The sequence below is a fragment of the Stenotrophomonas sp. GW821-FHT02D01 genome, assembly GCF_059421765.1.
The window spans coordinates 300,793-313,935 of sequence record NZ_JBWKVP010000006.1; the positions used below are offsets into that span (position 1 = coordinate 300,793).

10 protein-coding genes and 2 tRNA genes are annotated in these 13,143 nt (G+C 66.6%); 8 read left to right on the forward strand and 4 right to left on the reverse strand.

All coding sequences use genetic code 11. From position 1 onward, the window contains the following. The first annotated feature begins 71 nt into the window (after window positions 1-71). From rnd to AC07UW_RS14570, 3 genes are all read left to right on the forward strand, one after another. A complete protein-coding gene (rnd, locus tag AC07UW_RS14560) occupies window positions 72-1,151 on the forward strand; it encodes a ribonuclease D (RefSeq protein WP_495212292.1) in 1,080 nt (359 codons plus the stop codon). A 351-nt stretch (window positions 1,152-1,502) separates the two neighbouring features. After that, window positions 1,503-2,678 carry a serine hydrolase domain-containing protein gene (locus tag AC07UW_RS14565; RefSeq protein ID WP_495212293.1) on the forward strand — a complete coding sequence of 392 codons (1,176 nt, stop codon included), beginning with the start codon at window positions 1,503-1,505 and terminating at the stop codon, window positions 2,676-2,678. A gap of 120 nt (window positions 2,679-2,798) precedes the next feature. After that, window positions 2,799-4,865 carry a DUF4034 domain-containing protein gene (locus AC07UW_RS14570; RefSeq protein ID WP_495212294.1) on the forward strand — a complete coding sequence of 689 codons (2,067 nt, stop codon included), beginning with the start codon at window positions 2,799-2,801 and terminating at the stop codon, window positions 4,863-4,865. 97 nt (window positions 4,866-4,962) lie between these two features. On the opposite strand, the gene AC07UW_RS14575 is transcribed toward AC07UW_RS14570, so the two are convergent. Together AC07UW_RS14575 and AC07UW_RS14580 are read right to left on the reverse strand one after the other, a co-directional pair. Beyond that, complete coding sequence (locus AC07UW_RS14575; RefSeq protein ID WP_495212295.1) at window positions 4,963-7,293, reverse strand: TonB-dependent receptor; 2,331 nt, start codon at window positions 7,291-7,293, stop codon at window positions 4,963-4,965. Between the two features lie 153 nt (window positions 7,294-7,446). Further along, window positions 7,447-8,037: a TetR/AcrR family transcriptional regulator gene (locus AC07UW_RS14580; RefSeq protein ID WP_312786097.1), complete on the reverse strand. Its 591-nt coding sequence runs from the start codon at window positions 8,035-8,037 to the stop codon at window positions 7,447-7,449. Between the two features lie 101 nt (window positions 8,038-8,138). Here AC07UW_RS14580 and AC07UW_RS14585 point away from each other — a divergent pair, with 101 nt between their 5' ends. The 4 genes from AC07UW_RS14585 (at window position 8,139) to AC07UW_RS14600 (ending at window position 11,222) form a co-directional block, all read left to right on the forward strand. Then, window positions 8,139-9,194, forward strand: coding sequence for a sugar phosphate isomerase/epimerase family protein (locus tag AC07UW_RS14585; protein ID WP_248149240.1), 1,056 nt, complete (start codon window positions 8,139-8,141; stop codon window positions 9,192-9,194). A 20-nt stretch (window positions 9,195-9,214) separates the two neighbouring features. Continuing rightward, entirely contained in the window at window positions 9,215-10,108 is an 894-nt protein-coding gene (locus tag AC07UW_RS14590) for an alpha/beta fold hydrolase (protein ID WP_495212296.1), read from the forward strand. Next, on the forward strand, window positions 10,098-11,012 hold the full coding sequence (locus tag AC07UW_RS14595; protein WP_495212297.1) for an alpha/beta hydrolase: 915 nt from the start codon (window positions 10,098-10,100) through the stop codon (window positions 11,010-11,012). The genes AC07UW_RS14590 and AC07UW_RS14595 overlap by 11 nt, the downstream gene beginning before the upstream one ends. 134 nt (window positions 11,013-11,146) lie before the next feature. After that, window positions 11,147-11,222, forward strand: a tRNA-Ala gene (locus AC07UW_RS14600). Between the two features lie 54 nt (window positions 11,223-11,276). Here the strand turns inward: AC07UW_RS14600 and AC07UW_RS14605 are convergent. Both AC07UW_RS14605 and curA read right to left on the reverse strand, forming a co-directional pair. Next, the gene (locus tag AC07UW_RS14605; protein ID WP_223495832.1) at window positions 11,277-11,450 is read right to left on the reverse strand and encodes a hypothetical protein; all 174 of its coding nucleotides are present in this window, start codon (window positions 11,448-11,450) and stop codon (window positions 11,277-11,279) included. A 258-nt stretch (window positions 11,451-11,708) separates the two neighbouring features. Next, a complete protein-coding gene (gene curA / locus AC07UW_RS14610; protein ID WP_495212298.1) occupies window positions 11,709-12,728 on the reverse strand; it encodes an NADPH-dependent curcumin/dihydrocurcumin reductase in 1,020 nt (339 codons plus the stop codon). Window positions 12,729-13,065: 337 nt separating this feature from the next. On the opposite strand from curA, the gene AC07UW_RS14615 reads away from it, so the two are divergent. Continuing rightward, a tRNA-Phe gene (locus tag AC07UW_RS14615) sits at window positions 13,066-13,141 on the forward strand. The last annotated feature ends 2 nt before the right edge of the window (window positions 13,142-13,143 follow it).

Below are 13,143 nucleotides of genomic sequence, written 5' to 3' on the forward strand. Positions count from 1 at the left end.
CGGCACGGATGCGGACCGACGTTAGGCTATTCTCCCCTGCCTGAGCAAACCCGAGTAGTAGGCCCTGACACGTGGCAACCTGGATCACCACCCCCGCCGAGCTGGACACATACCGCCAGCAGCGGCCGACCCGCATCGGCCTGGATACCGAATTCATCCGTGAACGCACCTTCTGGCCACAGCTGGCGCTGGTGCAGATGGCCGTCGGCGAGGACATCCTGCTGATCGACCCGTTGATTCCCGGCATGCCCGAGGCCTTGGCGCCGTGGCTGGCCGATGAATCCATCACCAAGGTCATGCACAGTGCCAGCGAAGACCTGGTGGCGTTCAAGTGGACCTGTGGCGTGCTGCCGCGTCCGTTGTTCGACACCCAGATCGGCGCCGCGCTGGCTGGCATCGGTGCTGGCATGGGCTACCAGAAGCTGGTGCAGGAGATCACCGGCGTGGCACTGGAAAAGGGCGAAACCCGCTCTGACTGGATGCGCAGGCCGCTGTCCGACTCACAACTGAAGTACGCCGCCGACGACGTCGAGCATCTGTTCGCGATGCATGACGCGATTTCCGCCAAGCTGGAATCGCTGGGGCGCCAGCAGTGGCTGCACGACGATGGCGAGCGGCTGCTGGCCAGCGTGGCAAATGACGAAGACCGCTGGCCCCACCTGGGCATGCGCTCGGCGCAGTTCCTGGACGCGCCCGCGCAGCGCCGCCTGCTGCGCCTGCTGCGTTGGCGCGACGTGCAGGCGCGCGCCAGCGACCGCCCGCGCAGCTGGATCCTGGACAACGAACTGGCCGCCACCCTGGCACGCACCCCGCCAGCCGATGCCGCTGCAGTGAGCAAGCTGTTCGAACAGTTCCCGAAGGCGCCGCGCAAGCTGGCCGCTGCGGTATGGCAGGCGCTGGACACGCCGCTGGCCGACGAAGCCGATGCGCCGTTGGCGATGCAGGCCAGCGATGCCAGCAAGCAGCTGCTGAAGAAGCTGCAGGATGCGGTGGCCGAACGCAGCCGCGAACTCGGGCTGGCCGACGGCGTGCTGGCCTCACGCAAGCATCTGGAAAGCTATCTGGAGCATCAGCAGTGGCCGGCTGCACTGGCCGGCTGGCGCCAGCAGGAACTGGAGCCGGTGCTGGCACCGCTGTTGCCCGCTGCTTGAGCCCCCCTGCCGTCGTCGCGCATGCAGCGCGGCGACGGCCGACACCGGTATCGCATTAAGATCTGGTGCGTGCCTGCAACGCGCGACACTTCGCGCTGCTTCCCCTCGAATCCCATCCGGCGCCTATCGCCGCATGGGGCAGTGCCCGCCGCGATCCTGTACGCACGCCAACGTGATCGCGCCGCGCCGCTTACCTGCATGACTGCAGACACATACGCCCGCATCGGCAGCATGCAAGAGTGAATCGCACGTCACCTCGTTCGCCTGCTCAGGGCACTGGTGGACGACGCATCCCGCAGGGCCGATGCCGTCGGCGCAGGTCCTGCCCACGCTGCTGCGCAAAGGACTCCCATGCACACGATCATCTCCGAACGGACCGCAGCTCCCTCCTCCCGGGCCATGCGCCACCTGCGCCGATGGCTGGGCGCTTCATTGCTGTGCATCGCCACCAGTGCCAGCGCCGCCGATGACCTGCAGGCACGCATCGCACAGGCATTGCAGGGCACTGCGACGCCAGCGATGGGAGTGCTGGTGATACGCGACGGCAGGATCGCCGAACAGGCTGTCAGCGGCGTACGCCGCAATGATGAAAAAGTGGCCGCCAACAACGGCGATGCCTGGATGATCGGCTCGACCGGTAAACCGATCACCGTGGCGATGATCGCGCGTCTGGTCGAACAGGGCGTGCTGAAGTGGGATGCGCCACTGTCGACGATGCTGCCCGACCTGGCGGCACAGATGCAGCCGGCCTACCGCAACGTCACGCTGGTGCAGCTGCTGTCGCACCGCGCCGGCCTGCCGGAGAACCTCACCGATGGTGCCGCGCTGGATGCGTTCTTCACTGACACGCATGCCCTGCCCGTACAGCGCGAGGCGTACATCAAGGCTGCGTTGTCAGAGGCGCCGGTGCACCCGCCGGGAACCGAATTCGCTTACAGCAACAGCGGCTTCCTGATCGCAGCGGTGATCGCCGAGCGCGCCACCGGCAAGGACGTGGAAACGCTGATCCAGCGTGAGGTGTTCCAACCGCTGCAGATGACCGGCGCCGGCTTCGGGCCGACCACTGCCGGGCAGCCGCTGGGCCACCGCGGCGGAAAACCCGTGACCAGGGCGCCGCAGAAAGCCGATGACGGGGTACCGCCGATCTACACCGCCGCCGGCAACCTGCACATGCGCCTGCAGGACCTGGCACTGTTCGCCATCGACCAGCTCGCCGGCAGTCACGGCAAGGGCACGCTGTTGACGCCGGCGCCCTACACGATGATGCAGAGCGCGCAACCGGGCAGCCCATCGGGTCTGGACTGGGGCGTGCAGCCGGCGATCGCCGGCCGTCAGGGCCCGGTGCTGGTACACGGCGGCTCTGATGGCAACTGGCTGGCCTGGGTGGTGCTGTTCCCCGCACAGAACAGTGGCGTGATCGCCATTGCCAACGCCGCCGAAGACATGGGGGCCGACACAGCCACCATGGGCGTGCTCGGCGGTCTGTTCGCTGAACTGGCCCCTGCTGTCGCGCCTGCCGCCAGGTAGACTCCTCGCGACGCCCTGTACCTGCGGGGCGTCGTCCTGCCGCACCACTGCAGGCGGTAACAGGCATGCACCGGATTGCCTAGAATGCGCGTCCGATCATCTGCAAGGACGCTGTTACCCATGCCGCATTCCCCCCACGAAGCGATGGCCCTGCGCCGCGAAGCACGCGATGCGCTGCAGCAGGAGCGTTTCGATGATGTCGACCGCCTGCTCGGGGAGGTGGAGCAACAGTGGCTCGACGGTGGCACCCCGCGCTTTGGATATGGCTGGCTGCTCGCCACCCTGCTTGAGCCTGCGCAGGACCTGCCTGCCCGCCTTGAACGGGCCCGGCAGTGGTGCGCACGACAGCCACACAGCCCGCACGCGTGGGCCGTGCTGGGCACGCTGTGGGACCGGGTTGCCGGCCGCATCCGCTCCACCGACACCATCGAGAAGATCCGTCAGGCGCAATGGGACGGTGCTGCGCTGGCACGCGACCACGCTCTGGCCGCATGGCTGCACACCATCGCACGCCATCCACGTCCCGCCTTCGTACTGGGGCGGATGCTGCGGATGGCCTGCTATCTGGGCGAGCCGCGCTGGTTGCAGCAGCTGCAACGCGGTGGACGCGCCGATCTGTACACAGCGCAGCAGCGCCAGGACCCGGAAGCATTCGCCGCCGCGGTCGCATTGCTTGCGCCCTACGGTGCCCCCTTGGATGAACTTCCCGCCCTGCCCGCTGTGCTGGCGCATCGCAGCGAAGAAGCATTCGAGTATGCCGCCGACTACTGGCTGCAGCTGGCGCTGTCGTTCCGTGCCGATGATGCCGACGTGCTCGAGATCTATCTGTACTACCTGTATCCGCGCTGGGGCGGCAGCCACGCGCTGATGCAGGACTTCATCGACGGTCCCGAAGCAGCACGATTGATGCTTCCGCAGCGTAATCGACTGCGTGTGGTCAAGGAGCGCGACTGGCTGTGGCTCGCCCCGGATGCCGACGATGCCGAGGCCATCGCCGAACAGGAGCAGGCCTATCGCGCCCTGCTCGACCTGCACCTGGATGCATCAACGCGGGCACAGGTGCTGTGCTGGCGGGCGATGCTGGACTACCACCTCGGCCGCGACGAACCGCAGGAAAACCAGGTGAACTGGGACCCGATGCGGATGACGCATGCCCGTGACTGCCTGGCAGAGGCGTTCGCGTTGGATCCCGGCTGTGTGGTCGATGAGGGCATGAACGCACTGGAAGCCTGTGCGCATTTTGCACGCGTCGACGGCGCCGACGCGCTGTTCGCACAGGTGCTCGCCAGTGTCGAAGACTGGACCGACAGCGCGCATGCCCTTGCGTGGTTGGCAGCCGGTCGTCAGTCCGGCCTGTTCGGCTTCAGCGCGGACAGCGCCCTGGCCGCGCAGCACCTGCAGGGAGCGCTGGCGACGGCCGACGAAGATGGCGTGGAGTTGTCCACGGTGGCTGCCAACCTGTTCTGCTCGGTTTCCGCGCCGGCCGGTCTGCAGATGCTGCTGCAGCTCGCGCACGCCGGCGACCCGAGGTCGATGGCATCGCTGGTGGATCTGTACCGCGGGCGTGTGGCCGGCAAGGACTTCCCCGCTTACGCCGACCCCGTGCAGGAGGCGCTGTGGACCGAGCGTGCGATTGCTGCCGGCGACCTGGTGGTGATCTACAACCGCGCCTGGCAGCTGGGCGAGATCTTCAGGCAGACGCCCGACCCCGCGCTGCAGCAGCAGTCGCGCGTGTTGTATCGGCGCTGCGTGGACGAGGCTGAGCCGCATGACCGGGTATGGCGCCCGGCGCACAAGAACCTTGCGGTGCTGCTGTATCAGGGCGAGGATGACAACGACAAGCGCGAAGCGGTGTTCGACCTGCTGGGGCCGCTGTGGTGGCGCGGCGACAGCACGACGCAGGCCTGGGCGGCAGGCTTCCTGGCCGATGTGTTCCACTTCGGCAATGGTGTGCCTGCCAATGCCTTCCTGGCCAAGACCTGGCTTGACCGGGCCGCCGATGCGGAGCCGGACAACGCGGAGGTGCTGCGCATGCGCCCGTTGATCGATGGGCAGGGCAAGTTGTTTGGTGCCAGCCGTGCAGCGCGTCAGCAAGCCCGCGACCGCGACAAAGTGGACCTGCGCAGCTGGCAGCTGACCTTCGGCCTGGATGCAGTACCGGACCGGCACGACGTGCACCCGGTCTGAACCAGCCGCAGGCCAACGACAGACGCCCTGCACAGGCAGGGCGTCTGCAGGAAAGTGCAAGGGTGCCGGTATCGCGTGCGATACCGGCCGATGCGGCTTACCAGTTCATGTTCAGCGAAACACCCACGGTGCGCGGTTCGTTGTAGACCGCGGCCATGTAGTTCTCGATCACACCCTTGAGGTTCTTCTCGTTGGTGATGTTGCGCGCGAACAGCGCCACTTCGTAGGCACCGTAGTTGCCCGAATAGCCGATCTTCAGGCCACCCTCGAAATCACCCTTGGAGTTGAACTCCTTGCTGTCGTACAGCACGAAGCTGGTGTAGCCCTGCTTGTTCCAGTCGGTGGACACGAACATCGTGGCCGCGTCGCTGACCGGGAAGTCGTAGCGCGCTGCCAGGTTGATGTTGTACTTCGGTGCGTTCGGCAGCGGGTTGCCATCGATCTGCGCGAAGGTGTTGGCACCGACCTTGATGGTCGGATCGTTCACCGTGCACACGACCTGGCCGTTCAGGCCGCAGACCTGCGCGTAGACGCGCTTGTCCTTGATCTCGCTGTGCAGCAGGCTCAGGCCGGCGCTCAGGGTCAGGTTCTGGATCGGGCGCAGCTCCATGTCCGCTTCGAAGCCGTAGGCCTTGGCCTTGTCGGCGTTGAACAGCACGCCGTTGCCGTCCGAATCGTTGCCGTTGAGCTGGATGTCGTTGACGGTGTAGGTGAACGCGGTGGCGTTCAGGCGCAGGCGGTTGTCCCACAGGCTGCTCTTCACGCCCGCTTCCCAGGACAGGATCGTTTCCGAATCGGCGGTGGTGAAGTCGGCATTGAACACCGCCGAACGGCCCTGGATGGTCGGGCCACGGAAGCCGCGGGCGACCTTCGCATAGACGCTCACGTCCGGGGTGATCTGATACATCGCGCTCAGATCCCAGCTCGGGGTGGTGTCGGTCATCTTGACGTCGGTGCGGCCCTTGTAGGTGACCAGGCCGGCAGCGGTATCGGCCGTCTTCAGCAGGCGGGTGTGCTTCTCATCGCGGGTCTGGCGCAGGCCGGCGGTGACGGTGAACTTGTCGGTGAAGGCGTAGCTGAGCTGGCCGAAACCGGCCCAGGAGGTGTTCTTGTTGCGCAGGCGCACCCAATTGTTCGGGTTGCGCGCGGCGCCCTTCAGGAACCAGGCGCGCTGGTAGAAGTCGGTGGTGTCGCTGCCGTTGAAGTAGAACGCACCGGCCTGCCACTGCAGGGCGCTGTCGTCATGGCTGGCCAGGCGGAACTCCTGGGTCCACTGGTCCAGGTCACGGATCTGGCCCATCGACTGGCCGTAGCCGTTCGGCACGCCATTGACCGGGAAGTTGACCGCAGCGCCGCCGTCGGTGTCACCGCGGCTGTAGCCGGAAGTGGTCTCGTAAGCGGTGATCGAGGTGAAGTCGATCGCGCCGAAGTCATAACGCGCCTTCACCGAACCGCCGTAGGTCTTGTACGCCTGCGGGTTGTTGTCGGCCTCGTCGTAGGCGACCTGGTCACGCGGCACGTCGGTCTTGTTCGAGCCCTTGGTCAGTGCGTTGCGCAGGAACAGGGTCGAGGTGCCTTCGTAGTCGCGGGCGTGGGCCGAAGCAAGGATCGAGAACTGGTCGCTGGGGGTCAGCAGCAGCTGCGCGCGCACGTTGCGGTCGTCGAAGCCGCCCATGGCGTTCTTCTTCGGGCTGACCGTGCCGTCGGCGCTGGGGCCGGTGTAGGTGTTGTCGACGTAGTCGTCGCGGTGCTGGTACAGCGCCGACACGCGGAACGATGCGATGTCGTTGATCGGGCCGCCGAAGCCACCGTCGATCGACACGCTGTTGTAGGAGGCATAGCTGGCGCTGACGCGACCGCTGTAATCCTGGGTCGGCTTGAGGGTGTCGAACTTGACGATGCCGGCGGTGGTGTTGCGACCGAACAGCGAGCCCTGCGGACCGCGCAGCACTTCAACCTGGTCCACGTCATAGACCGGGTTGGACTTCAGCACCACGTGCTCCAGCACGACGTCGTCCTGGATGATCGACACCGGCTGCGAGGCACCCAGGTAGAAATCGATGTTGCCCAGGCCGCGGATGTAGAAGCGCGGGAAGATGCGGCCGGTGGTGGTTTCCGCATACAGGCTCGGCACGCGGCCGGACAACGCCAGCAGGGTGTCGTCGCCGCCGGCGGTGAAGTCGCGCATGCGCTCGCCCTGCACCACGCCTACCGACACCGGCACTTCCTGCAGGTTCTGCTCGCGGTGCTCGGCGGTCACGGTGATGGTGTCCAGCCCGGTCGGGGTCGGTGCACTGTCCTGCGCGACAGCACCGAAGCTGGCAGCCAGCGCCAGGCCTGCGCAGGCCAGGGCCAGCGGATGGCGACGGAAGGAAACGAAGGAGGACGACGTGCCCGACGAACGGCGGGAATCGGAATGGGAAGGCATCGAAAGCTCTGAGGAGGCGTCCGTGCGGCCTGCGCTGGCCGGGCGGCAAATAGGAGGAAAACTGCGCAAGCGGCCATTATCCTCCAAATTGTTACAATTTCGTTGCGCCGGCAGGCAGCAGGGGCATCAAGCCGCTTTCGGCACAGTCCGGCCTCAGCCGTCCTTCGGTAGAGGCGCGAGCGCGACCTCGACCATCGCCAGCAGGCGTTCGCGGCTGATGCCGTCTCGCGCCTGCACCGAGATGCCATGCAGCACCGTGGCGAAATGATCACCCAGCGCCTGCACGGATAGATCGGCCGCCAGCTCGCCAGCCGCCTGCGCCTGCTGCAGCCGCGCGATGATCGCCGCCGTGCGCTGGCGGCGGTGGCTGGCCAGCCAGTCGCGTACGCCCTCGCCATCCGGTGACACGCTGCTGGCCGAGGACACCACCAGGCAGCCATGCGGACGACCGCGACGGGTGTAGGTCAACACTGCATCCCGCAGCATGCTGCCGATCGCATCGCGCAGTGACGCCTGCTCCAGCGCGCGCGGCGCGAAGCCGCCCTCGCCTTCCTCGTACAGCGCCACCGCTTCGCGGAACAGCTGCTCCTTGCTGCCGAACGCGGCGTAGATGCGCGCCGAGGCAATGCCAAGCGCTTCGACCAGGGCCGACATCGAGGTGCCCTCATAGCCGTGCTGCCAGAACAGCAGCATCGCCTTGCGCAATGCCTGGTCCCTGTCGAATTCGCGCGGTCGCCCTGCCATCTGCCTGCCTGCCGTTCTGAGGCGCGCAGTGTAACGCGGGTGTTGACCATCCCGATGCACACGCCTATTCTTTGTCGACTGACAAACAATTGGAGCAACACATGCAAACCCTCAAAGGCCCCAGCCTGCATCTGGCGCAGTTCGCTGGCGACCAGGCGCCGTTCGACAGCCTGTCCGGCATCGCCGCCTGGGCAGCTGGTCATGGTTTCAAGGCCCTGCAGATTCCGGCATGGGACGCGCGCCTGTTCGACCTGGCCACCGCCGCCGACAGCCAGGACTACTGCGATGACCTGCGTGGCACCCTGGCCGAGCACGGCCTGCAGGTCAGCGAGCTGACCACCCACATCCTGGGCCAGCTGGTGGCGGTGCATCCGGCCTACGATGAGCTGTGCGATGGTTTCGCACCGGAAGCACTTCGCGGCAACCCGCAGGCACGCAGCGAATGGGCACAGCAGCAGCTGCATCTGGCCGCCCGCGCCTCGCGCCGGCTCGGGCTGCAGGACATGGGCACCTTCTCCGGCTCATTCGCCTGGCCCTACCTGTTCCCCTTCCCGCAGCGTCCGCCGGGCCTGATCGATGCCGCATTCGATGAGCTGGCACGCCGCTGGCGGCCGATCCTCGATACCTGCGAGGACAACGGCATCAACCTCTGCTACGAAATCCATCCCAGCGAAGACCTGCACGATGGCACCAGCTTCGAACGCTTCTTCGAGCGTGTGGGCCAGCACGAGCGCTGCCGCATCCTGTTCGATCCCAGCCACTTCGTGCTGCAGCAGCTGGATTACCTGCAGTTCCTGGACATCTACCATCCGCTGATCCGCATGTTCCACGTCAAGGATGCGGAGTTCCGTCCCAATGGTCGCCAGGGCATCTACGGTGGCTACGCCGACTGGACCGAACGCGCAGGCCGCTTCCGCTCGCTGGGCGACGGCCAGGTCGATTTCAAGTCGATCTTCTCCAAGTTGGCGCAGTACGACTACGCCGGCTGGGCAACGCTGGAATGGGAGTGCTGCCTGAAGGACCAGGAAGCCGGTGCGCGCGAAGGTGCCGCCTTCATCCGCGACCACATCATCCCGGTCACCGACAAGATCTTCGACGACTTCGCCGGCGCGCCGATCAGCAGCGCCCAGCTGCAGCACATGCTCGGCATCGCCTGAGCCCCCACAGGAACATCCCCATGACGAATTTTTCCACCGCTGGTACCCCCGGCGACGACACCGTGCGCCACCACTACCTGCGCATCGACGGCCAGCGCGTGCATTGCGTCTCCGCCGGCAGCGGTCAACCGGTGCTGTTGATTCCCGGCTGGCCGCAGACCTGGTACGCCTGGCGCCACGTGCTGCATGCCCTGGCCGAGGCCGGCTTCGAAGCGATCGCGGTCGACCCGCCCGGCATCGGCGAATCCGATCGTCCCGCGCACGGCTACGACACCGGCAGCGCCGCCGCAGTACTGCACCAGACCATGCAGGCGCTGGGCCACGAGCGCTATCAGGTGGTCGGCCATGACATCGGCATGTGGATCGCCTATGCATTGGCCAGCGACCAGCCGCAGGCGGTGCAGCGCCTGGCCGTGACCGAGGCGGTGATTCCCGGGCTGGCACCCGAGCCGGGCATCTTCGCCGCGCCGGCCGACAACATCTTCCTGTGGCACTTCATGTTCAACCAGGTGGCCGATCTGCCCGAGGCCCTCATCACCGGTCGCGAACGTGCCTACCTGGACTTCATGTTCGACCGCTGGTCATACCGGCGCGATGCGGTGGCCAGCGAAACCTACATCGCTGCCTACAGCCGCCCCGGCGCGTTGCGTGCAGGCTTTGCCTGGTACCGCGCGATTCCGGAAACCATCCGCCAGAACCAGCTCCGCGCACAACGCCGGTTGACGATGCCGGTGCTGGCCATCGGCGCCGAGCACGCCACTGGCAACGCGCCGATGCTGACCCTGCAGCCGCACGCCGATGACCTGCGCGGCAGCGTCGTGCCGGGTTGTGGCCACTTCATCATGGAAGAAGCACCGCACGCCTTCCTCGCCCAACTGCTGCCGTTCCTGCAGGAGGCTGGTCATGCCGCTTGAACCTGCGTTGCAATCGTTCGTGGATGCGGTGGCGGCGCAACCACTGCCAGACGATCTGCTGGAACTGCGTGCACTCAGCGAACAGGCGCTGCCCACGCTGCAGGGTGCCACCGAGGCGGTATCGCATGTCGTGGAGCACGTCATCAGCGCGCGCGACGGCCATGCGCTCGTCGTGCGCCTGTATACGCCCGCAGCCATCAGCACGGAACCGCGCCCGGCCCTGTTGTTCGCCCACGGCGGTGGCTGGTTCCAGTGTTCGCTGGCGGTCTATGACGGCCCCTGTCGGGCCCTGGCCAATGCCAGCGGCCATGTCGTCGCTGCCGTCGGCTATCGCCTGGCGCCGGAGCATCCGTTCCCGACGCCGCTGCACGACGTCGCCGATGCCTGGCTGTGGCTGCAGGTCAATGCCGCCGCCCTGGGCCTCGATCCAGCGCGTCTGGTCATCGGCGGCGACAGCGCCGGCGGCAATCTCGCCGCCGCGTGCTGCCTGCTGCTGCGCGATCAGGGGCTGCCGTTGCCATCGCATCAACTGCTGCTGTACCCGGCACTGGATGGCACCATGGCCAGCAGCACCTACCGCGAGTTCGCCGACGGCTACTACCTCAGCGCCGAACTGATGCAGCGCTGCTGGCAGGCCTACCTCGGCGACAGTGACCGCCGACAGGCGCTGGCTTCGCCCCTGCACGCCCGCGATCTGCGTGGCCTGCCGACGGCCACGGTGCTGAGCTGTGAGTTCGATCCGCTGCGCGACGAAGCTGAACAGTACGCCGCCAACCTGCGGGAAGCGGGTGTGGACTGCACGCTGGAGCGCCTGCCGGGGATGATCCACGCCTGCATCCACCTGCATGGTGTGTCGGCGGCGACCGACATCGCGATCCAGCGCGCGGCGGCACTGCTGCCCTGAGCCCGGACTGCAGCGGCGCAGAGCACCTGCGCCGCTGTGTCTGGCCCGCCCCTTTGCAGCCGGCACCGGCCAGCGCTATGCTAGGGCCGTCACGTGGCGTCAGCTCCGCTGCCCACGGGATGCAACACCCCCATGGGGCCATAGCTCAGCTGGGAGAGCGCGTCGTTCGCAATGACGAGGTCAGGAGTTCGATCCTCCTTGGCTCCACCATATGAAAAACAGAAAGCCCCGGCACTGCCGGGGCTTTCTGTTCTGGCCAGACGCTCAGGCCGGGTCCTGCCCGCCGTCCTTGCGCGCGGGTGCACGCGAATGTGCATCGCGCACCTTCTGGTCCTGCTGGCCGGGACGCTGCTTGGCCACTTCATCCTGCTGCCGGTCCTGCCGACTCTCCTGCACACCTTCGCGTGCGTTGGAGGGCTTCTTGTCGTGTTCGGTCATGAATCGCTCCCTCGGCGCCGGCAACAGGCCGACGCGACGCCGACAACGCTAGCCGCGCCTGCGTGATGCGGCGGTCGGCTGCCTGCGAACAGCGCGTGCAGCCATCACACCCCGGCAATTACCGCCGCCCGCTCAACATCTACCAGATCCAGATACGCGCCGCCAATCAGCTGCGTTTCGCCCAGTAGGCCAACGAACGGCGTGCGTTAGAAGAAGGGAGGCACCGGAATGTTCCGGTGCCTTCAATAAAGCGATCGCTCAATCCAGCTTCACCACCAGCTTGCCGAAGTTGCGCCCCTGCAGCAGGCCGAAGAAGGCTTCGGGTGCATTTTCCAGGCCCTGCACGACGTCTTCGCGATACTGGATGCGCCCATCGCGCAGCCACTGCGGCATGTCGCGCTCGAATTCCGGCCACAGATGCTTGAAGTCATGCACGATGAAGCCACGCACGGTCAGGCGCTGGCGCAGGATCTGGCTGAACAGTGCCGGCAGCCGATCCGGCCCAGGCTGCGCGACGCCGCGGGCGTTGTAGGTCGCGATGGTGCCGCACACCGGAATGCGCGCGAAATCATTGAGCAGCGGCAGCACGGCATCGAGCACATGCCCACCCACGTTCTCGAAGTACACGTCGATGCCATCCGGCACGGCAGCGCGCAGCTGTTCGGCAAAACCAGAGGCGCGATGGTCCAGCGCCACGTCCACGCCCAGTGTTTCCAGATACGCACGCTTGGCCTCACCGCCGGCAATGGCAACCACGCGCGCGCCTTGCAGCTTCGCCAATTGCGCCACGGTGGCGCCGACCGGTCCACTGGCAGCGGCCACCACCAGGGTCTCGCCGGGTCGCAGCTTGCCGATTTCGATCAGGCTGGAGTACGCGGTGAACCCCGGCATGCCGTACACGCCCAATGCTGTGCTCAGCGGCAGCCCGGCCGGATCCAGGCGCCGGCTGATCGCATCACCCGCCACCACGGCATGCGTCTGCCAGCCGCCGGGGGCCAGCACCAGCTCGCCCACCGCCAGGCCAGGCGCCTGCGACTGCAGCACCTCGGCCACGGTCTGGCCCTCCATCACCGCATCCACTGCGACCGGCGGTGCGTACGACGGGCCATCGTCCATGCGTCCGCGCATGTACGGGTCCAGCGACAGGTAGCGGTTGCGCAGCAGCACCTGGCCCGGGGCCAATGCCGGCAGCGGCACCCGTTCGAGGCGGAAATTTGCGGCGACCGGCGCACCTTGCGGGCGCGAGGCAAGCACGATGCGGGTAGTTGAATCGGACATGTCCAATGGCTCTGCTGCGGGCAGCGTCGGGAGGGGAACCGCGACAGTACGCGGCGCCACGCCCTCGTGGGTGCCATGAAAACAGCGTTCCATCGGCGCCGTCCCTACTCCATGCCTGCATCGCTTGCCCCGTCAGCTTTGGCGTCAGCGGCGGGCCGCTGTTTTCCGCGTCCGGCAATCCCGGTCGAGCCGGCTCTACGCAGGATCAACCACTTGCAGCGCCTTCCGCCGGCCGCAGACACCAATGTGAAGGTTTTTTTCCAAAACGCTTGCCGAACCTGTCCTACGTCCGTAATATGCGCGTCCTCGGCAGCGACATCGCTGCAACGAAACAAGTGGCCGAGTAGCTCAGTTGGTAGAGCAGGGGATTGAAAATCCCCGTGTCGGCGGTTCGATTCCGTCCTCGGCCACCACG

Excerpts from the sequence above, each read along its gene's own strand:
- AC07UW_RS14565 (WP_495212293.1), top strand. The coding sequence starts at position 1,503 with ATGCACACGATCATCTCCGAACGGACCGCAGCTCCCTCCTCCCGGGCC.
- AC07UW_RS14570 (WP_495212294.1), top strand. The coding sequence starts at position 2,799 with ATGCCGCATTCCCCCCACGAAGCGATGGCCCTGCGCCGCGAAGCACGC.
- AC07UW_RS14590 (WP_495212296.1), top strand. The coding sequence starts at position 9,215 with ATGACGAATTTTTCCACCGCTGGTACCCCCGGCGACGACACCGTGCGC.
- AC07UW_RS14575 (WP_495212295.1), bottom strand. The coding sequence starts at position 7,293 with ATGCCTTCCCATTCCGATTCCCGCCGTTCGTCGGGCACGTCGTCCTCC.
- AC07UW_RS14595 (WP_495212297.1), top strand. The coding sequence starts at position 10,098 with ATGCCGCTTGAACCTGCGTTGCAATCGTTCGTGGATGCGGTGGCGGCG.
- AC07UW_RS14605 (WP_223495832.1), bottom strand. The coding sequence starts at position 11,450 with ATGACCGAACACGACAAGAAGCCCTCCAACGCACGCGAAGGTGTGCAG.
- AC07UW_RS14580 (WP_312786097.1), bottom strand. The coding sequence starts at position 8,037 with ATGGCAGGGCGACCGCGCGAATTCGACAGGGACCAGGCATTGCGCAAG.
- AC07UW_RS14585 (WP_248149240.1), top strand. The coding sequence starts at position 8,139 with ATGCAAACCCTCAAAGGCCCCAGCCTGCATCTGGCGCAGTTCGCTGGC.
- curA (WP_495212298.1), bottom strand. The coding sequence starts at position 12,728 with ATGTCCGATTCAACTACCCGCATCGTGCTTGCCTCGCGCCCGCAAGGT.